A 20,107-nucleotide genomic window follows, 5' to 3' on the forward strand; every position below is an offset into this window, starting at 1 on the left:
TATCGCTTTGTCCGTGATTTCAACAACGGTCAGGATGCCTGGAACTATCTGTCCAACAATCTGTCCGCCGACCTGCCGATTGAGGACCAGGTGCGGGTGATTATCTCCGATATTGAGATGCCGCAGATGGACGGCCATCGCCTGCTGAAGCTGGTAAGGAGCGACCCGCGCTTCAACCAGATTCCGTTTATTCTGTTCTCTTCCCTCATCAGCGAGGAGATGCGCAGGAAGGGCGAGTCCCTGGGGGCAAACGGACAGATTTCCAAGCCGGAGATTAACCAGCTTATCGGCCTGATGGATGAGCTGATTTTCGGCATCAGGAAGTCAAATGATGAGAATTGATTGCCGGGGCTTTATAGCTGCAAACTGAACTGCGGCAGTGCCGTACCGTTCCTTGAGGGATGGTTCGGCACTGCCGTTTATTTTTGGCAAATTTGCAAAATCTCCTTGACAACTTGGACAATTTCCACTAGAATAGTTCAAGTGAGCCGTGTACAGCCGCTTCCATTAGCCCCGGAGGCAATGACACAGCTTGCGATTCCAGAAATTTTTATTAATTAATCTAGGGAGGGATATATCGCATGAAGACAACGTTTATGGCTAACGCTCAGAATGTAGAGCGTAAGTGGTATGTTGTAGACGCTGAAGGTCAGACTGTAGGTAGATTGGCCGCTGAAGTAGCAAAAGTTCTTCGCGGTAAACATAAACCAACCTTTACTCCGCATGTTGATACCGGTGATTTCGTTATCGTAATCAACGCAGAGAAGGCTGTATTCACTGGTAAGAAGTTGATTGACAAGACTTATTTCCGTCATTCCGGTTACAATGGTGGCACCACCTTTACTCCTGCCGGCCAGATGATGGAGAAGTTCCCAACCCGCGTTATTGAGCATGCTGTACGCGGCATGCTGCCAAAGAACCGTCTTGGTGAGCAGATGTATAGAAAGCTGAATGTATACGCAGGCTCCGAGCATCCGCATGCTGCACAGCAGCCGGAAGAGCTCAAGCTGAACATTCGCTGATTACTTGGTAAGGAGGAACATAAAAAATGGCATTAGTTAGCTACTACGGTACCGGCCGCAGAAAGTCTTCCGTTGCTAGAGTTCGTCTGGTTCCAGGTGAAGGCAAGGTGACCATCAATGGCCGCGCAATGGATGAGTATTTCGGCCTCAAGACTCTTGAGCTGATCGTTAGGCAGCCTCTGGAGCTGACCGAAACTGTTGATAAGTACGATGTAATCGCAGACGTAAAGGGTGGCGGCGCCTCCGGCCAGGCTGGCGCAATCCGTCATGGCATCACCCGCGCTCTGATGGTTCTGGATGGCGAGCTGCGTCCGGCTCTGAAGAAGGCTGGCTTCGTAACCCGTGATCCTCGTGAGAAGGAACGCCGCAAGTACGGCTTGAAGAAGGCCCGTAAGGCTTCCCAGTTCTCCAAGCGTTAATTTCATATTATTGCTTGTATGTCCCTGCAGGTTTGTCCTGCAGGGACTTTTTGTGTGCTGTTTTATGGCGCGGCGAAGGCTGACGGCTGGAAAAGCAAAGATGAGGAAAAGTTTTGAAAAAATATTACAAATTTTCATGGCAAAAAAGAGGATTTTGAACACGGAATGTAGAATAGTACAGATGAAATAAAGGGAAGGAAGGCTTTCTAAGGTTTCCGGTAATGGGGTCAGCCGGGAATCGGTGTATACTAACTAGAGGAGTTGATGTTGGTGAGAAATTTAAACAAGTTAATGCTGATGTCTTTGGCGTTGCTGGCACTGCTTGTTGGCGGCTGCGGCGATAATGCCAGCGGCAAGGTGTCATACCCTGATGGCAAGATTTCCTGGGCAGCCCACAGCGCTCTGTCAGGCGTGCCGAAGGAGCTGCATGACGGCATTCAGGCCAGGGCAGCGGCAGATGGCATCCAGTTTGATGCCCAGAATGCCGGTGACAATGCCAACCTGCAGCTGGATCAGGTAAATCAGATGGTGGATGAAAAGCCGTCAGTCATCGTGCTTCTGGCCATGAGCGGCGATTCCATCATTCCGGCGGTGGAAAAGGCAAATAAGGCGGGCGTGCCGGTGATTGCTACCAACCGCGATGTCAATGGCGGTATCTTTACTAATGTTATCAATGATGAAAAGCAGGCAGGGCAGCTGCAGGGAGCCTATATGGCGGCTCATCTGCCTCAGAATGCCAAGGTGGTATACCTGAGCGGCGAGATGTCTATTTCTGCAGGCCGGCTGCGCTGGGAAGGCTTCAAGGAGGCACTTCTGGACAAGCGTCCGGATGTACAGCTTCTGGCAAAGAGCAGCACCGGTGACTGGACCTATGCCAACGGCGTCAAGAATATGACGCTGTGGATGCAGATGTTCCCGCAGATTGACGGCGTGGCTTCCGGCAACGATAACATGGCACTGGGTGCCTTGCAGGCCATGAAGGCCGCCGGCCGTTATCAGCCGGGCATGATTTTCTGCGGCGTAGATGCCGGCGAGGATGCACTGGCTTCCATCGAGGCAGGGGAGATGACCCTGACTGTCAAGCAGGATGCCAAGGGAATTGCGGATACCATCTATGAGCTGATTAAGGAAATCCGCAAAGGCAATGCACCGGAGCCGGGAGAAAAGCTGGTTCCTATGATCGAGGTTACCAAGGCTAATGTAGCTAAATACAAGTAATTAAGGCAGAATGGAGTTTTGTATGGAAAATATCAGTGTAAAAATAAAAATACTGGCATTGGCTGTCATCATGCTCATAATTACCTGTCTGGTAGCAGCAGCCGGCCTTTATTCAAATACCGAATCCAAGCAGGCAGTGGATGAAATGTACGGGTCTAACCTCATGGCTACCCAGTACCTGACCCACGCTGACAGTCAGCTTTTGCTGATTAACGATGACATATCCTATGTCCTGCAGCAGAATCTGGCCATAGAGCCGCGCAATGTGCTGCTGGGAGATATTTCTGACAAGCTGAAGGGCATTCAGGGCGATGTGCAGGAGGTAAAGGCCATCAGCAAGGGTGAGAAGGCCCAGAAGATTATTGCTGATTTGGAAGCCAGCCTGAACGATGTGGCGCCAAAGGTTGAGGCGGCCAAAAAGCTGGGAACCGCTCCGGAGGACAAGGTTGTCCTTTATCAGACCTTGAGCCAGATTGATGCGATTTCCTCGGAGCTGGGGGCATTGACGCCGGAGAATGTACTGCAGGGCAAGGTGCTGTTCCAGGCCAGTGATGAGGCGTACAATTTTGCCCTGATGGCGTTTGCCGTCATCATTATTTTCGGCCTGGTGGTAGGCATTGCGGCGGCAGTCATTATTTCCAGGGGCATTGCCAATCCTCTGCAGGCCTCGGTTGAGCAGCTCAATGCCGTTGCCGATGGCGACCTGACCCAGAATATTGATGCCGCCATGCTGCAGCGTCAGGATGAGGTGGGCGTCATGGTGCAGGCCCTGCACAGGATGCAGGAATCCCTGCGGGAAGTGCTGGGAGCTGTGCGTCAGGAGGCTGACAACAGCGCCGAGATGGCGGCCGAGGTATACGAGCTGGTAGGCGCCATGAACGGCAGCGCTCAGGATATGTCGGCGGTAACGGAGGAAATGGCAGCCAGCATGGAGGAAACGGCGGCTTCTACCTCCAACATCCAGAGCCTGAGTGACCGCATCAAGGAGCAGGTGGAGGCCAATGCCAAGGAAGCCAGTGACAGTGCGGATTATTCCACCACTATTTCCGACAGGGCAAAGGCACTGAAGGAGGATGTTCAGCAGGCACAGCGCGAGGCGGAGCGCATTTATGCAGGAACCAAGACCTCGCTGGAGCAGGCTATTGAGTCCGCCAAGGTAGCCAACAACATTACGGAGCTGACCCAGGCTATCAGCGATATTGCCGACCAGACCAACCTGCTGGCCCTGAACGCGGCTATCGAGGCCGCCCGTGCCGGTGAGCATGGCAGGGGCTTTGCGGTAGTTGCTGACGAGGTAAGGAAGCTGGCCGAGCAGTCACATGACACGGCAGAAGAAATCAAGAACCTGACTGTCCGCGTGACCGATGCGGTGCAGAATCTGTCCGTCAGCGCCCACGGCCTGCTGAAATTCATGGAAGAGAACGTGCATAAGGACTATGACAAGATTAACAAGACGGCGGAGCAGTATCGTGAGGATGCCGAGTATTTCCACGGCTTTGCCAGCCAGAGCAATGTATCCGCTCAGGATTTTGCCCAGTCCATCCAGACCATGAACAACAGCATGGAGGAGATTGCCAAGGCCACCCAGGAGGGAGCCATCGGCAACAACACCGTGGCACAGCAGGTAGTCAATGTGGCTGAGAAGGCCAATGAGATTCTCAACAAGGTCAATGTGTCCAAGGAGGGCGCAGACAACCTGAAGAATCAGCTGTCCAAGTTTAAAATTTAAGGTTCGGATTCAAGAATCACCTTGCAGGCATCGCCTGTCTTGTGTGAAGTTATATGAAGCTGTCATTCCGTTGCGGGATGGCAGCTTTTATTTTTTCTTTTGATTGACAATGATGTATTTTTCTAGTAAGATACATTGTATATAAACTATATAATACATATATATAAGATATGATTTAGAAATGAAATGTGGGGCAATGAGGTGATATTATGTCAGATATCAGCAGGGAGAGCATGAATTATATCCTGCAGGAAATCAAGCAGATTAATTTTGGTCAGCTGACGCTGGTGGCACAGGACAGGAAGCTGGTACAGGTGGAGCGATTTGAGAAAATACGCCTGAAGGACGGTGTGCCTGTGCAGGCAGGCCCGACAGCGGGCAGGGGCAGGGTGGCGGTTGCCCCGGCGGGGCAGGAGGGCCGGCGGCTGGAGGATGTCATCAACAAGGAGTTCGCCAAGCTGGCCTATGGCAGGCTGAACATTATCATTCAGGCCGGGGGCGTCATTCAGCTGGAAAAGACGGAACAGCAGAGATTTACCGGCCTCTATGGAGAAGGAATATGAGCGCGTATCTGTGTCCCGGCAAAAAGGAAAAGCCCATCAGCTCCGCATTGCTGGGGGAGCTGGGCATCAGTGTCGAGGAAGCCTACAGCGAGCCTCACTGCATGGCCCGCGTGGCCGAGGCGGTGCAGAAGGAAAATGGCGATATAGTCTGCCATCTGCCCTTTGCCAGCACTGTGGAGGCACAGCAGTGGGGGGTGGCCGTGTCCATAAGCGGCCTTGACAATTCACTGCTGCCGGGGGAGAGCATTGCTTCCAATCCGGGGGAGCTGCTGGAGCGCCTTGCAGGCTGGCAGCTGGAAAGCGGGCCGGTGGCTGATGTGCTGTCGGCAATCCACATTCTCGCCGGCAGGGGCAGGAAGGCCGTGCTCAATCTGCAGGGGCCTTTTTCCGTGCTGGGCCTGCTTCTGCCACCCAGGGAACTGCTGAAATCCTTCCGGAAATCCCCCGGACTTCTGGAAGAGGCCTGCCGCATCATCACCGGGCAGCTGGCTGAGTACGCCGGCAGGGCCGCGGCCTGCGGTGCAGCCATGATTTCCTACAGTGATTCCTTTCTGTCACCGGGCATGCTGTCACCGGCGGTCTATGAGCGTATCTGCGCGCCTGCCGTTCTGCAGGCGGTTCAGGCTGTGGCCGCAAGCAGCGGCGGCATACCCGTCCATATATGTACCCGCTCCATGTGGCTTCTGCGGGACAGGCCCGGGACGGAAATCATTCAGCAGGAGGTGGCGGATACGACCTACGGCGAGGCGGTTCTGTCCGCTGTGCCGCTGGAGGACGGCAGCAGGATAGTGGTCAACGGCTGTATGCTCCGCTCTGCCGCATATATAAAGTCAGGTAAAATATCCCTGCTAAAAATTTTAAAATAATGCTTGACAGGAAGGCAAAATTAACGTATACTTACTGACATAGTAAGACATATATGTTAAAGATGTTTTATAAAAACAGAAAATCGTGAGGTTGTTATCTATCATAGCTGATCGAAAAAATCGAAGGCTGTGTTTTTCCGCTACAGGTGGAAAAGCATGGCCTTTTTCTGTTGAAAAAAGCAAAAATGATTAATGAGCCGCAAAATGAGCAAGGCTATACAAAGGGAGGAAACGGCATGGCTATTGATGCAAAAAATGAAGCAAATATTGATGTAAGGAAGGATGAACTGCTGGAGCGCATTGCTGATGCAGTAGTAGATATGGATGAGGATGCAGTGGAGGAACTGGCCAACCAGTCGCTGGCGGAGGAAATTGACGCCTATGAAACCATCGACAGGGGACTGGCCAGGGGCATGGAACGGGCAGGACAGCTCTTTGAGGAGGAAGAGTATTTTGTACCGGAGCTTCTGATGTGTTCCGACGCTATGAACGTGGGGATTGATGTGCTGAAGCCTCACCTGAAATCGGAGGACGGCCGCCGGAAGGGCAAGGTTGTCATCGGCGTTGTGGCGGGTGATACCCACGACATCGGCAAGAATCTGGTAGGGCTCATGCTGGAAACGGGAGGCTTTGAGGTCATCGACCTGGGGCGCGATATCGCTCCGGAAGAGTTTGTGGCCCAGGCCAAGGCACATCAGGCCGATATTATCGGCATCGCCACCCTGATGACCACTACCATGCCGGGCATGCAGGAGGTTGTGGATATCCTTGCTGAGCAGGGAATCCGCGACCAGTACAAGGTCATGGTGGGCGGTGCGCCGATTTCCCCGGCTTTTGCCAGAAAGATAGGCGCTGACGGCTATGCGAAAAACGCGGCTGAGGCGGTGCGTGTGGCAGGTGAGCTGCTGGAGGGCAGCGCCAAGATAGGAGCGTAGTGTATGGATGTTTTATCACCTTTGGAAAGAATCAGCCGCGTCCTGCAGAAAAAGGCTGTGGACAGGGCGCCGGTGGTATGTCCCGGCGGCATGATGAACTCAGCCATCGTAGATGTGATGGACAGGCACGGACACCTGCTGCCGGCGGGACATGCCGATGCAAGGATTATGGCGGCGCTGGCAGAGGATGTGCAGGCTGATACGGGCTTTGAAAATTTCGGCATCCCCTTCTGCATGACGGTGGAGGCCGAGGCCCTGGGCAGTGAGGTTAATATGGGCAGCCTGCAGTGCGAGCCGAAGATTGCCAGGGAGGTTTTTCCCTCTGTGACCAGCGTTGAGTACAGGCCTGCGGGCGCAATCGTGAAAAGCAGGCGGGCAGAGACGGTGTTCAGCGCCATCAGCCAGCTTTCCAAAAGCCAGCCGGATATTCCTGTCATCGGCAGTATTACGGGGCCGCTGAGTACGGCGGCTTCCGTTGTGGATCCGATGCGCTTTCTCAAGGAGCTTCGCAAGGAAAAGGAGCTGGCCCACAAATTTGTGAGCTATGTGACAGACCAGCTGATAGACTATGCCAGGTATATGGCGGACAACGGAGCGAAGGTTATCTCCATTGCCGACCCCACTGCCACCGGCGAGATTCTGGGGCCGAAGATGTTCGGCGAGTATGCAGTGCCGTACATCAACAAGCTGACGGACGCCGTACATGAGCTGGGGGTGCCGGTGATTGTCCATATCTGCGGCAGGATGCAGGCTGTGACCTCCCATGTGGCCGGGCTTCATGCAGATGCCATCAGCGTAGATGCGCTGGTAAACCTCAACAAGCTGAAAGAGGAATGCGGCGGCATTACCTCCATGGGCAACCTGAGCACCTACATGCTGGAATTCAGCAATCCGGAGAGCGTGCAGCGCGGCACGGAGCAGCTTCTGGCAGGCACGGTGGATATTCTGGCCCCGGCCTGCGGGCTCAGCACATCGACGCCGCTGGAAAACATTCAGGCCTTTACCGGCACGGTGAAGGCCGTATAAAGGAGCAGTGCTGATGAAAAAATTTCAAGTGGTATTCCAGCCATCCGGACGCAGGGGCTTAATCGAAGCGGGAAAGAGCATCCTGCAGGCGGCTCAGGAGCTGGGAGTTGGTATAGAGGCGGCCTGTGGCGGCGGCATGGTCTGCGGCAAATGCAAGGTGGTTCCGGAGTTCGGCTCCTTTGAAAAGCTGGCGCTGGAATCCTCCCATGACAGCCTCGGCCCCCTGACGGCAGTTGAGAAGAGAATCCTCAGCGACGAGGAGCAGGCAAGAGGCTTCCGACTGGCCTGCTGTGCACCGATTCAGGGGGATGTGGTAGTATCGGTGCCGAAGGCCAGCCAGAGTGCCAGACAGGTAGTGCTGGAGGAAGGCAAGGGGCGCAGCTTTGAGATTAAGCCGGCAGTGAAAAAGCTCTATGTGGAGCTTTCGCCTGCCACCCTGTCCGACGCAAGGTCAGATAGCGCCAGATTGCTGGAGGCCGTGGAGCAGCAGCACGGGCTGAAGGGACTGCAGCTGGATTATACGGCATTGACCGTGCTGCCCCGTGTCCTGCGCCAGAATGACTGGCAGGTGACGGTTACCGTCAGGCCGGATAAGGGAGAGATTATCAGCGTGCAGGGAGGACACAGGCCGGAGAGCGCCGGTGTGGCCATCGATATCGGTACCACCACGCTGGCCGCCTATCTTTGCGACCTGCGGACAGGGGAGGTACTGCAGAAGGCCTCCCGCATGAATTCACAGATAGGCTACGGCGAGGATGTGCTTTCCAGAATCTCCTATGCCGCAGGCAATCAGGACGGGCTGGAAAAGCTGCACGGCATCATCATCAATGATATCAATGAACTGCTGGCGGAGCTGGCAGAGCGTCAGGGCATCGGCGTGCAGGAAGTGGATGAGCTGGTACTGGTCTACAACACGGCCATGCACCATCTTGCCCTGAAGCTCTATCCCGGCTATGTGGGCCGGTCGCCTTTTGCCCCGGCAGCTGCTGATTCGCTGGATATCAAGGCCAGGGATCTGGGCATCAGGATGAATCCGGGCGGCTGGGTGCACTCCCTGCCGATTGAGGCAGGCTTCGTGGGAGCTGACAACGTTGCCGTATTGCTGGCGGAGGAGCCGCATAAATCAGATAAAATCAAGCTGATTATAGATATCGGTACCAATGGGGAGATTGACCTGGGCAACAGGGACAGGCTTCTCTGTACCTCCTGCGCCACGGGGCCTGCCCTGGAAGGCGCCCAGATAAAGTTTGGCATGCGGGCGGCTCCCGGCGCCATAGAAAAGGTTCGCATCGACCCGGATACGCTGGAGCCGAGGTACAAGGTCATCGGCAGTGATGTGTGGTATCCTGATGCGGAGCATACAGGGGCAAAGGGAATCTGCGGCTCCGGCATCATAGATGTGTTTGCCGCCCTGTTTATCGCAGGAATTGTGGGCAGGACAGGCAGGATAAACGGCAAGCTGTCCTCCGGGCGCATACGCAGGGATGAAAAGGGCAAGCTGGAATACGTGCTGGCCTTTGCCGCTGAAACAGATATCGGCAAGGATATCGTCATAACCCAGGCGGATATCCGCGCCATACAGCTGGCCAAGGCGGCGCTGTACGTAGGGGCCGAGTACCTGATGGAGAAATATGGCACAGATCATGTGGACGAGGTGATTCTGGCAGGCGCCTTCGGCAGTTATATTGATAAGAAGAGTGCACTGGCCATGGGCATGTTCCCTGACTGTGACCTTGAGCATGTGCACGCCGTGGGCAATGCAGCCGGTGACGGCGCCAGAATAGCCCTGCTGAACATAGAGAAGCGCGCCGAGGCGGCACGTCTGGCCAGGCAGGTGGAATTCGTGGAAACCGCGGTGGAGCCGGATTTCCAGCAGAGGTTCATGGATGCCATAGCCCTGCCTCACGCCCGGCATAAATTTCCTCATGCCGGGCAGAGGGACAGCGGCTGATGAAGGTAAAGAACAGCAATATAAGTGCTTGCTGATATAGATGTATGTAGTGATGAAAGGTAGATGATGTGGCTATGGCAACTGAAGCATTAAAGGATCAGATGACGGCCATAGAGCGTATGGCGGCATACGCCAGGGGCGAGGATATAGACAGGCTGCCCTGCGTGCCTATTGTGGGCAACACGGCGGCAAGGGTTATCGGCGTAAAGGTGTCCGATTTCCGCGGCAACGGTGAGCTGATTGCAAAGGCGCACATTGAGGCGTACAAGCTGTTTCACTATGACAATATCCGTGTCTTTACGGATTTGTACACGCAGGCGGAGGCAATGGGTGCCAATGTGGTATACCCGGAGGATGAAACTGCCTATCTGGGAATCCCGGCCGTCGAGCTGGACAGAAAGTTTTCCAACCTGCAGGAGATAGATGAGCTGGAACCGGCGGATCCGTACAAGGACGGCAACCTGCCGGAGCATCTCAAGGCCATGGAAATCGTGGTAAATGCCGTGGGCAGGGAGGTACCGGTGGGCGGTGCCGTAACAGGCCCTTTCACCAACGCCTCCTTCCTGATTGGCGCGGAAAATCTGGTGCGGCTGACCCTGAAAAATCCGGAGGCCGTGCATAAGCTGTGCCAGGTGTCGCTGGAGAGCAACCTGCGCTACGTGGATGCGGTCATAGCGGCCGGCGTAACTCCCAGCCTGACGGATGCCATGTCTTCCAGCACGGTCATCAGCCCGCGGCTGTTCCGGGAATTTTCCCTGCCGTATCTGAAAAAGCTGATAGACCACATTCACGGCAAGGGCAAGAAGGTGACCCTGCATATCTGCGGCAAGACGGACGGCATCTGGGCGGATATGGTAGAGGCGGGAGCTGACTGCCTGAGCATAGACAATGACGCCGATATCGCCAAGGCCAAGACACTGGTCGGTGACAGGGTGATGCTGATGGGCAATATCCGCCCGTCGGAAACTATGCTGGAGGGAACGACGGAGGATGTGCACGAAGCTGTTACGGAGGTGGTGCGCAGGATGTACGATGCACCGAAGGGCTTCATTGTGGCTTCCGGCTGCAGCCTGCCGACGGAAACGCCATTTGCCAACATCCATGAAATGCTGAACACGGTGCGCCGCATCGGCAATCCTTTTGCCATTCACGCACCATCAGACATACCGGACTGATATGGACTTATATAATCTGCAGATGTCAGGTGATTGCCTGCCTGCAGATTGCCTTACAGCATATAACGCAATTTTATGACATAAATTTTCATTTGTTTTTTGTACAGGAAAGGAAGTGAGCCAATGAAAATCAGGAAGATATTGGCTGTTATATTGACCCTGGCTATGGCGCTGACCGCCGCAGCCTGCGGCACTACGGAGAAAGCCGCTCAGGAAAAGCAGGATTTCAAGCTGGGGTATCTGGCCTCCACGGGCCACATTCTGTATTTTATTGCGCAGGAAAAGGGCTACTTTGCCGAGGAAGGGCTGAATACGGAAATGGTGCTGTTCAACAATTCCGGCGAGGGCATTACAGCCGTGGCCAATGGAAAGCTGGATGCCGGTGCCTTTGGCAGCTCCGCACCGCTGGTATTCATGTCCAAGGGAAGCCCGATTACGATTTTCGGCGGCCAGATGTCCCAGGGACATGCCCTGGTAGCCAAGGCGGATAAGGCGGCGGATTTCGCCGGTGAGGATTACCTGCGGGGCAGGAAGGTTGCTACCATCCGCCTGAGCAGTGGCGATATCGTGTTCCGGGCAGCAGCCAGGCAGCAGGGATTGGCCATCGGTCAGGACGTGGAGTTCAACGAAATGGAGTCTGCATCTGCCGCCATGGAGGCAGTCAAGAACGGAGCGGCAGATGCGGCTGTAGTGTGGACGCCGTTCAGGAAGATGGCCGAAAAGCAGGGATTGCAGGTAGTGAAATACAGCCCGGAGGTGGCAGGCTTTGAGAATCATCCATGCTGCCGCCAGATTGCCAACAGCAAGGCATTGGAGAAAAATCCTGACAAGTACGAGGCATTTATGAGGGCCTTAATCAAGGCGTACCGCTTCTACAAGGAAAATCACGCAGAATCCATAGAGATTTTGTCCAAGTATGTAAATATCGACAAGGATGTGCTGGAGGCGGAGACCTACGGCAAGTTTGTTGAATCCAATCCGGATCCAGCCAGCAAGGCCGTAGAGGGCTTCTATCAGTCCATGCGTGATGCAGGCTACATCGAAAAGGAAGTAAATGTTCAGGAGCATATCAATACTTCCATCTATGAAAAAGCGCTGGATTCCCTGCTGAAGGCTGAGCCGGAAGACAAAATCCTCCAGCAGCTGAAGAGTGAATTTGCGGAGAACAATTAAGGAGCAGCTTAATTTGTCCAATGCCCTGTTCCTGCTGCTGGCACTGGTGATTCTTTCGCCAGCGCCGGCAGGGGGCGGGATAAATGAGCTGTACCTGCTTTTGCTGATTGCCCTTCTGGAGCTTCACTCCGTAGGTGCAGGCATATTGAGGGCAGGCAATATCGTCCAGATACGGGACATTACAGCCATCGTCTTTGGCATTATCCTGCTGTGGCAGCTGCTGACGGTCAGGCTGGGTGTGCTGGATGCCTTTCTCTTTCCCTATCCGGAGGAAATACTGGAGCTTTTTGCCGCCAACATCGGCGAGATATTCAGCGGCCTGGGCAGCTCCCTGCTGATTCTGGGCAGTGCCTATTTTCTGGCATTGGCCGCGGCTATTCCGGCAGGGCTGCTGGTAGGGTGGCAGAGGCGGCTGTACAACGCCGTGCATCCCATTTCCAAGGTCATGAGCGCTGTACCGCCGATTGTCTATATACCTTATGCTATCGCCCTGCTGCCAACCTTCAGGCTGGCATCCATTCTGGTTATCTTTATCGGTGCTTTCTGGCCGATTTTTGTCAGCACCCTCAACGGGACAGTGCAGTTTGACAAAAAGATGATTGATGCGGCCAGAATGCTGCACGTCAGACAGCACCAGATGCTGTTCAGGATCATCCTGCCGGGCATCATGCCCCAGGTATTGACCGGCTGCAGCGTGGGACTGATTTTTTCCTTTATCCTCCTGACCTCGGCCGAGATGATAGGCGCTACCTCCGGTATCGGCTGGTATGTGAAATACTACTCGGATTTTGGCGATTATGGCAGGGTGATCGTGGGCATTATCTTTATCGGGATAGTGGTTACAGCCGTCATGTGGCTGTTTGAACGCGTGCAGGGCTATCTGCTCAGATGGCAGGAGAAGAGCGAAAGGTGACGGAAAAGAGGTGATACCCTTTGTTGAAAGTAAAAAATGTGGGCAAGCACTATGTGAAGGATGGCAGGCAGAACATCATCCTGTCCGATGTGTCACTGAATGTCGGCCCGGAGGAATTTGTGTGCCTGCTGGGGCCTTCCGGCTGTGGCAAAAGCACCCTGCTCCGGCTGATGTCAGGGCTGGAACAGCCTGATACGGGCGGCATCTATCAGCATGGCAGGCTTGTGGAGGAGCCGCAGCCGGAGTGTGCCTTTGTGTTTCAGCATTATGCGCTTTTTCCCTGGAAAACCGTGCTGGAAAATGTCACCTTCGGCATGGAGGTGCAGAAGAAGTACAGCAGGCAGGAATGTCTGGACAGAGCCAGGGAATACCTGCGGCTGATGCATCTGGAGGGCTATGAGAATTCCTATATCCACGAGCTGTCCGGCGGCATGTGCCAGAGGACGGCCATTGCCAGGGGATTGGCGCTGGAACCGGAAATTCTCTTTATGGATGAGCCCTTCGGGGCGCTGGATAATTTTACGCGGATGGAGCTGCAGGATCTTCTGCTGGAGATATGCTCATCACGCAGGCTGGGAATCGTGTTTGTAACCCACGATATTGATGAGTCCATTTATCTGGGAGACAGGGTCGTCATCATGGATGCCAATCCCGGCCGGATTCATACGGTGATTGACATTGACAGGCGGCTGGTGCAGGACAGGACCAGTGATGATTTTTATCTGTACAAGGAAAAGATACTGCAGGTTTTTGACCTGGTACACAAGAAGGATATTGAGTATTTTATTTAAATATAATGGTGAATATATCGGCAGTGTGCAGTGAATATATTCGCGGTGTGTTCGGAAGGAGAGAGCAGTAATGGCCGATGAAAAGAAAGGATGCAGTTTCAGCTGTACGGAGTGCGGCGTGCAAAGCTGTTATAAGCGGGATAAAGATTTGCCGGGTCTGTGCCTGACTACCAAAAAGGTGAAGGACAAGGAGCTGGAAAAGATTCTTGAGCTGTATAGGAACGATGAGCTGGTTTCCAAGCTGGCCAAGACGGCGGCAGTCATTGAGGGAACGTTCTATGGCAGGCTGACCAGGGTGGAGGAGATTATTGAGTTCGCCAGAAGAATCGGCGCCAGAAAAATCGGTATCGCCACCTGTGTGGGGCTTATCGATGAGGCAAAGGTTTTTGCCAGGCTGTTGAAGCACCACGGCTTTGAAACCTATGGGGTGCTGTGCAAGGTCGGCTCCCGGGACAAGACCGAAATCGGGATTCCGGAAGAGCTGAAGGTGGCGCCCGGCTGTCACGAATCCATGTGCAATCCGATTCTGCAGGCCAAGCTGCTGGCCAAGGAAAAGACAGACCTGAACGTAGTGGTAGGGCTGTGCGTCGGCCACGATTCCCTGTTCATGAAGTATTCCAAGGCTCCTGTCACCACCCTGATTACCAAGGACAGGGTGACGGGGCACAATCCGGCGGCGCCTCTCTACCTGAGCAAGTTCTATTATGCCAAGCTGTTTCAGGCGGAGCCGGTCTGGAAGGACGAGGCGGATGCGCCTACCTGACATAGACAGGTGATGTGGTAAAGTCGGCCTGCAGATGCACGGGCTGTCCGCCAAGCGGATGACAGGGCAGGGGGGCAAGGCAAAGCTCCCTGAGATTGGCGGCAGCTATGTCCATGTACAGCATTTTCTGCAGGGGGTTCAGCCTGTCCGGGTGCTGCATATCGCGGCGGTTGAGGTAGTCCGTTATCTTTGTTATAACCGGCAGATTGGTTTTCCGGCGGATGTTCTTTAGCATGCGGCGGCCTGTGTCATCAAAGGCCAGTACCCTTGCGTACATGGGAGCGGCGGCTGTCATTTCAGCCACTGTTTCCCCGGTATTTCCCAGCAGCAGGTGCATGAGGATACGCTGGATTCTCGTGGCAGGGTAGCGGCGTGTGGCAAGCTCCTGCACGAGTGAACTGCAGGAGGTGGCACAGGCATGGGTGCAGGCAGCTTCTTTCAGCTTGTATTCCATGCCTTCGCCGACACCGTGGATGGCCGCTATGGCATCGGCGTCCGTGGTGAGCAGCTTCCAGATAATGAGTGGAAGCTGTTTTTTTGTGCTGGGATACATGGTGGTGTTTTCTATTTCTGTCAGGGTAGCGTCAGGCACGGCCTGCATGAGCTGGCGAAAGCGGCCCTTCGTGACAAGCTCCCTTATGGCGGTGCCGCTGGCAAATGTCCCTGCAACGGAGGCGTCATTGTGGCCTGCCCCTGTGCGGAGAAGGGGCAGGGGCGTGATGCCGCCGGCTTTTTTCAGGGCGCGGAGGTACTCGATGGCGAGGATGGTGTTCGGCTCCATGAGCATTTCACCGGCCAGGCCGGTTTTTTCAGCGGTCAGCTGGCTGATTGCCGCGCCGTAGGAAAGTCCCTGTTTCAGCTTTGCCTGCAGATGGTCGGGATAGTTCTCCGGCCGGAAATCAGCCGCCGCCTGCAGCTTTTCCAGGCAGGGATATTCCGTGCCAAAGGCGAGGGTGTCCACAATGCCCAGACCGGCCAGCAGACTGACGCCGCCCCCGGCAAAATCCTGTGCACTGCGGCAGGCAAAGACCATCGGCAGCTCGATTACCAGATTGACACCGTTTGCCACGGCGGCCTTCGCCCGCTGCCACTTGTTCAGCAGGGCAAATTCCCCCCGCTGGGTAATGCTGCCGCTCATGCATGCCACGATGCCGTCGTCGCGCAGTTTTTTTATGCAGTTTATCTGATGCCTGTGCCCGTTATGAAAAGGATTGTACTCCGCTATGATGCCTGTTGCCATCGTTATCACCGCCCAAAGGATATTGTTTCTGCCGCAGACGTGCAGCAGAAAGCACGCAAAAACATTATAGCATAGATTTGAGTAGAAAAAATATTATATATGGTGTATAATATTATGGTATTTTTGTAATCAGATTCAAATTTGGATGGTGAGAAAATGAAAGTTACCAAGAAGGATATGGAAAACGTAGCAGTTTTGTCCCGTCTGGCAATTCCTGCTGACAAGGAAGAGCAGTATACCCAGCAGCTCAATGATTTTCTGGAGTATGTTGACAATCTCAGCGCTGTTCCTACTGATGATATCCAGCCTATCGCCCACGTACTGCCTGTCAGCAACGTGTTCCGCGAGGATGTGGTGAAGGAGTCTTTGTCCAGGGAGCTGGCTTTGTCAAATGCTCCTTTGAAGGATGATGGCTATTTCCGTGTGCCAAAGGTTTTGGAAGATTGATTAGGAGGCTTGACTGTGAAATTGTTTGAACAACCTGCCCATGTCCTCCATGACATGCTGGTAAATAAAGAAATAACCTCGCTGGAGCTTACGGAGGCTGTGCTGGCCCGTATTGACGAGGTGGAGGGTGATGTGCAGGCTTACCTGACCGTTACCCGTGATGAGGCTGTTGCCCGGGCAAAGGCCGTGGATGAAAAAATCGCCAGGGGCGAAAAAATTGCTTTTCTGGAAGGTATTCCGGGAGCAATCAAGGACAATATCTGCACCAAGGGGGTAAAGACAACCTGTGCCTCCAAGATTTTGCAGAAATTCGTGCCGCCTTATGACGCCACCGTTGTGCAGAAGCTGAACGCCCAGAGCCCTGTTGTGCTGGGCAAGACCAATCTGGATGAGTTTGCCATGGGCGGTTCCACCGAGAATTCCGCCTTCCATCCTACCCGCAATCCGTGGAATACCGACTGCGTGCCGGGCGGTTCCTCCGGCGGCAGTGCTGCTGCCGTGGCTGCCGGTACTGCCGTGTGGGCATTGGGCTCCGATACAGGCGGTTCCATCCGCCAGCCGGCCTCCTTCTGCGGCGTGGTGGGCATGAAGCCGACCTATGGCCGCGTTTCTCGCTACGGGCTGGTGGCCTATGCGTCCTCTCTGGACCAGATCGGGCCTATCACCAAGGATGTGACTGACTGCGCCAATATCCTGAATATTATCGCCGGCAAGGATGAGATGGATTCTACCAGCATTGACAAGGAAGTGCCTGATTATACCAAATCCCTTGTACAGGATGTCAAGGGACTGAAAATCGGCTTGCCGAAGGAATATTTCGTGAAGGGCATGGATCCGGAGGTAGAGGGGGCTGTCAAGGCTGCTGTCAAGCAGCTGGAGGCTCTCGGTGCCGAGGTGGTGGAGATTTCCCTGCCAAACACCGATTATGCTATTTCCACTTATTACCTGATTGCTCCTGCGGAGGCCGCCACCAACCTGGCCCGCTATGACGGCGTAAGCTATGGCGAGCGCGCCGAGGATGCAGCGGACCTGGTGGAGATGATGACCAGGACCAGAAGCCAGTATCTGGGCGAGGAAGTAAAGCGCCGCATCATGATTGGCAACTATGCCCTGAGTGCGGGCTATTATGATGCTTATTACCTGAAGGCCCTGAAGGTGCGCCGTCTGGTGAAGGAGGACTACGACAGGGCATTCAAGGATGTGGATGTGATCATCTGTCCTGCCGCTCCTTCCGTCGCTTACAAGATTGGCGAGAAGATTGACAATCCGCTGGAGATGTACCTGCAGGATGCCTGCACCGTGCCGCTGAATCTGGCAGGCCTGCCAGGCATTTCTGTTCCTTGCGGCTACAACAAGGACGGTATGCCAATCGGCATGCAGATTATCGGCAAGGCACTGGACGAGGAAACGTTAATCCGCGTTGCCTATACTTATGAGCAGAGCCAGTCCTACCATCAGGACAGGGCGCAGTTGGGAGGTAAATAAGCATGAGCTACGAAGCAGTCATCGGACTGGAAATACACAGTGAATTAAAGACCAATACCAAGATTTTCTGCGGCTGTGCAACCTCCTTCGGCGCTGAGCATAATACCCATGTATGCCCTGTCTGCCTGGGACTGCCGGGCGTGCTGCCCGTGCTGAACAAGCGCGTGCTGGAATTTGCCATCAAGGCAGGTCTTGCCCTGAACTGCAAGATTAACAATTTCTCCAAGTTTGACCGCAAGAATTATTATTATCCTGATTTGCCGAAGAACTGGCAGACCTCCCAGTATGATCTGCCAATCTGCGAGCATGGCTATGTGGACATTGAGACCTCCAAGGGCAAGAAGCGCATCCGCATCACCCGCATTCACATGGAGGAGGATGCCGGCAAGCTGGTGCATTCCGGCAATACCATCAAGGATTCCGATACATCCAACGTGGATTACAACCGTACCGGCGTGCCTCTGATTGAGATTGTTTCCGAGCCGGACATGTCCACTCCGGAGGAAGCCCGTCTCTACATGGAAAAGGTTAAGTCCATTTTGCAGTACATTGATGTTTCCAACTGCAAGATGGAGGAAGGCAATCTCCGTGCTGACCTGAATGTTTCCATCCGCCCGAAGGGCTCCGATGTGCTGGGCACCCGCACCGAGATGAAGAACATCAACTCCTTCAAGGCTGTGGAGGAAGCACTGGAATACGAGATTGAGCGTCAGGAGGAAGTGCTGGAGGACGGCGGCCATGTCATTCAGGAAACCCGCACCTGGGATCCTGACCGGGGCATTACCCTGTCCATGCGCAGCAAGGAAAACGCCCATGACTACCGCTATATGCCGGAGCCTGACCTGGTGCCTATCATTACCTCCGATGAGGAAATCGAGGCCTACAGGAAGGAACTGCCGGAGCTGCCGGATGCCCGTCAGGCGCGCCTTGAGTCCGAGTACGGCCTGTCCGGCTACGATGCAGGCATCATCACCAGCTCCCGTCAGATGGCGGAGTATTTTGATGATGTGGTGGCTGCCGGGGCGGATGCCAAGCTGGCCGCCAACTGGATTATGGGTGATTTGTCCAAGAACCTCAACGCGGAGGGCATCGGCATCGAGGCTTCGCCGGTGGATGCCAAGCGTCTGGGCGAAATGATTGGCCTTATCAGCAAGGGAACCATTTCCTCCAAGATTGCCAAGAAGGTATTTGAGGAAATGTGGAAGAGCCCTGACAGCCCTGAGAAGATTGTCAAGGACAAGGGGCTGGTGCAGATTACCGATACCAAGGCCATCGAGGCCATCGTAGACAAGGTTATTGCCGACAATCCGAAGGCCGTTGAGGAATACAAGGGCGGCAAGAAGAAGGCAATCGGCTCCCTGGTGGGACAGGTTATGAAGCAGTCCAAGGGCAAGGCAAATCCGCAGATGGTCAATGAGCTTCTGGCACAGAAGCTGGGCTGATTCGGGCCGAACCGCTCGTGCAGGGGCTGTCCCTGCGAAAATGTATTCTTTTTGTTGTATACATGAGCAATTTGCTTTTTATTTTCAGCGTTTTGTGTTAGCATATTAAGGTAGTATATTCAGGTTAGAAAGGTGGGATTGTTGTGGTTAGTGAAGAAACTATGATGTTCCGTTTCGGGGCCGAGGAGAACAAGGCTGAGAACATTATTCGCAGTACGTGTTCATCCATGGAGAAGAAGGGGTACAACCCTATCAATCAGCTGGTAGGCTATCTCCTGAGCGGAGATCCTACCTATGTCACCAGCTTTGAGGATGCGAGAAAGAAAATCCGCAGCCTTGAGCGGGATGAAATTCTTGAGGAGCTTATCCGCTCCTATCTGGAGAAGCACTGATGAAAAGAGCATTGGGACTTGATATTGGTGACAGAACCATCGGCGTGGCAGTCAGTGACCTGCTGGGCATGACGGCCCAGGGGGTGGAAACCATCCGCCGCACTACTATGGAGGCGGATCTGGCACGGCTGCAGGAGCTGATGGCGCAGTATGAGACCAAGCTGCTGGTTTCCGGCTATCCGCGGAACATGAACGGCACCGAGGGGCCGCGCTGTGAATTTGTGAAGGAGTTCTGCGAGGAAATCCGCAAGGTGGAGCCGGAGGCGGAAATCGTCTTTCAGGATGAGCGCCTTTCCACGGTGGCCGCAACCCGTTCCCTGCTGGAGGCTGATGTGAGCCGCAAAAAGCGGAAAAAGGTTGTGGACAAGATGGCAGCGGTGTTTATCCTGCAGGGCTGGCTGGACAGCCATCCCCAGCTGTAAGAAAATAAGCTTAACCCATGTTTGGGTTGGACTGGACCCCCTGCCGGGGCTTTTCCGGCGGGGGTCTTTTTTTCGGGTACTTTTTGACGAAAGTATGTAGTAATAGTATAATAGGGGTTAAAGATTTGTCAGACT

21 protein-coding genes are annotated in these 20,107 nt (G+C 54.3%); 20 read left to right on the forward strand and 1 reads right to left on the reverse strand.

Translation table 11 applies throughout. The features are described from left to right. The 15 genes from ACI3UA_RS09960 to ACI3UA_RS10030 form a co-directional block, all read left to right on the forward strand. On the forward strand, positions 1-342 hold a 342-nt coding region (locus ACI3UA_RS09960), incomplete at its 5' end, for a response regulator (protein WP_439724663.1). A gap of 239 nt (positions 343-581) precedes the next feature. Further along, the gene (gene rplM / locus ACI3UA_RS09965) at positions 582-1,022 is read left to right on the forward strand and encodes a 50S ribosomal protein L13 (protein ID WP_300089203.1); all 441 of its coding nucleotides are present in this window, start codon (positions 582-584) and stop codon (positions 1,020-1,022) included. 26 nt (positions 1,023-1,048) lie between these two features. After that, positions 1,049-1,441: a 30S ribosomal protein S9 gene (gene rpsI / locus ACI3UA_RS09970; protein WP_154405528.1), complete on the forward strand. Its 393-nt coding sequence runs from the start codon at positions 1,049-1,051 to the stop codon at positions 1,439-1,441. Between the two features lie 270 nt (positions 1,442-1,711). Next, entirely contained in the window at positions 1,712-2,659 is a 948-nt protein-coding gene (locus ACI3UA_RS09975; RefSeq protein ID WP_439724664.1) for a sugar ABC transporter substrate-binding protein, read from the forward strand. 22 nt (positions 2,660-2,681) lie between these two features. After that, positions 2,682-4,388 carry a methyl-accepting chemotaxis protein gene (locus tag ACI3UA_RS09980; RefSeq protein WP_439724665.1) on the forward strand — a complete coding sequence of 569 codons (1,707 nt, stop codon included), beginning with the start codon at positions 2,682-2,684 and terminating at the stop codon, positions 4,386-4,388. 209 nt (positions 4,389-4,597) lie between these two features. Beyond that, complete coding sequence (locus tag ACI3UA_RS09985) at positions 4,598-4,951, forward strand: DUF2292 domain-containing protein (protein ID WP_439724666.1); 354 nt, start codon at positions 4,598-4,600, stop codon at positions 4,949-4,951. After that, positions 4,948-5,817, forward strand: coding sequence for a uroporphyrinogen decarboxylase family protein (locus ACI3UA_RS09990; RefSeq protein WP_439724667.1), 870 nt, complete (start codon positions 4,948-4,950; stop codon positions 5,815-5,817). The genes ACI3UA_RS09985 and ACI3UA_RS09990 overlap by 4 nt, the downstream gene beginning before the upstream one ends. Positions 5,818-6,053: 236 nt before the next feature. Next, positions 6,054-6,752, forward strand: a complete 699-nt coding sequence (locus ACI3UA_RS09995; protein WP_439724668.1) for a corrinoid protein — start codon at positions 6,054-6,056, stop codon at positions 6,750-6,752. Between the two features lie 3 nt (positions 6,753-6,755). Further along, positions 6,756-7,778, forward strand: a complete 1,023-nt coding sequence (locus ACI3UA_RS10000; RefSeq protein WP_439724669.1) for a uroporphyrinogen decarboxylase family protein — start codon at positions 6,756-6,758, stop codon at positions 7,776-7,778. 13 nt (positions 7,779-7,791) lie between these two features. Next, on the forward strand, positions 7,792-9,729 hold the full coding sequence (locus ACI3UA_RS10005) for an ASKHA domain-containing protein (protein ID WP_439724670.1): 1,938 nt from the start codon (positions 7,792-7,794) through the stop codon (positions 9,727-9,729). Positions 9,730-9,803: 74 nt separating this feature from the next. Then, positions 9,804-10,904, forward strand: a complete 1,101-nt coding sequence (locus ACI3UA_RS10010) for a uroporphyrinogen decarboxylase family protein (protein WP_439724671.1) — start codon at positions 9,804-9,806, stop codon at positions 10,902-10,904. A gap of 123 nt (positions 10,905-11,027) precedes the next feature. Next, positions 11,028-12,077, forward strand: coding sequence for an ABC transporter substrate-binding protein (locus ACI3UA_RS10015; RefSeq protein WP_439724672.1), 1,050 nt, complete (start codon positions 11,028-11,030; stop codon positions 12,075-12,077). Next, on the forward strand, positions 12,061-12,990 hold the full coding sequence (locus ACI3UA_RS10020; protein WP_439724673.1) for an ABC transporter permease: 930 nt from the start codon (positions 12,061-12,063) through the stop codon (positions 12,988-12,990). The genes ACI3UA_RS10015 and ACI3UA_RS10020 overlap by 17 nt, the downstream gene beginning before the upstream one ends. 20 nt (positions 12,991-13,010) lie before the next feature. After that, positions 13,011-13,781 carry an ABC transporter ATP-binding protein gene (locus ACI3UA_RS10025; RefSeq protein WP_439724674.1) on the forward strand — a complete coding sequence of 257 codons (771 nt, stop codon included), beginning with the start codon at positions 13,011-13,013 and terminating at the stop codon, positions 13,779-13,781. A 70-nt stretch (positions 13,782-13,851) separates the two neighbouring features. Continuing rightward, positions 13,852-14,544 carry a DUF1847 domain-containing protein gene (locus ACI3UA_RS10030; protein ID WP_439724675.1) on the forward strand — a complete coding sequence of 231 codons (693 nt, stop codon included), beginning with the start codon at positions 13,852-13,854 and terminating at the stop codon, positions 14,542-14,544. Here the strand turns inward: ACI3UA_RS10030 and ACI3UA_RS10035 are convergent. Beyond that, the gene (locus tag ACI3UA_RS10035; RefSeq protein ID WP_439724676.1) at positions 14,537-15,784 is read right to left on the reverse strand and encodes a tRNA(Met) cytidine acetate ligase; all 1,248 of its coding nucleotides are present in this window, start codon (positions 15,782-15,784) and stop codon (positions 14,537-14,539) included. The genes ACI3UA_RS10030 and ACI3UA_RS10035 overlap by 8 nt on opposite strands. Before the next feature lie 156 nt (positions 15,785-15,940). On the opposite strand from ACI3UA_RS10035, the gene gatC reads away from it, so the two are divergent. From gatC to ruvX, 5 genes are all read left to right on the forward strand, one after another. Further along, on the forward strand, positions 15,941-16,231 hold the full coding sequence (gene gatC / locus ACI3UA_RS10040; protein WP_439724677.1) for an Asp-tRNA(Asn)/Glu-tRNA(Gln) amidotransferase subunit GatC: 291 nt from the start codon (positions 15,941-15,943) through the stop codon (positions 16,229-16,231). Between the two features lie 15 nt (positions 16,232-16,246). Next, entirely contained in the window at positions 16,247-17,716 is a 1,470-nt protein-coding gene (gene gatA, locus ACI3UA_RS10045; RefSeq protein WP_439724678.1) for an Asp-tRNA(Asn)/Glu-tRNA(Gln) amidotransferase subunit GatA, read from the forward strand. Between the two features lie 2 nt (positions 17,717-17,718). After that, positions 17,719-19,158 carry an Asp-tRNA(Asn)/Glu-tRNA(Gln) amidotransferase subunit GatB gene (gene gatB / locus ACI3UA_RS10050; RefSeq protein WP_439724679.1) on the forward strand — a complete coding sequence of 480 codons (1,440 nt, stop codon included), beginning with the start codon at positions 17,719-17,721 and terminating at the stop codon, positions 19,156-19,158. Positions 19,159-19,301: 143 nt separating this feature from the next. Then, positions 19,302-19,550, forward strand: a complete 249-nt coding sequence (locus tag ACI3UA_RS10055) for an IreB family regulatory phosphoprotein (RefSeq protein WP_439724680.1) — start codon at positions 19,302-19,304, stop codon at positions 19,548-19,550. Next, positions 19,550-19,972 carry a Holliday junction resolvase RuvX gene (gene ruvX, locus ACI3UA_RS10060; protein ID WP_439724681.1) on the forward strand — a complete coding sequence of 141 codons (423 nt, stop codon included), beginning with the start codon at positions 19,550-19,552 and terminating at the stop codon, positions 19,970-19,972. Before ACI3UA_RS10055 ends, ruvX begins: the two co-directional genes overlap by 1 nt. Positions 19,973-20,107 lie beyond the last annotated feature (135 nt).

The organism is Anaerovibrio sp., assembly GCF_051866355.1.
Classification (GTDB): domain Bacteria; phylum Bacillota; class Negativicutes; order Selenomonadales; family Selenomonadaceae; genus Anaerovibrio.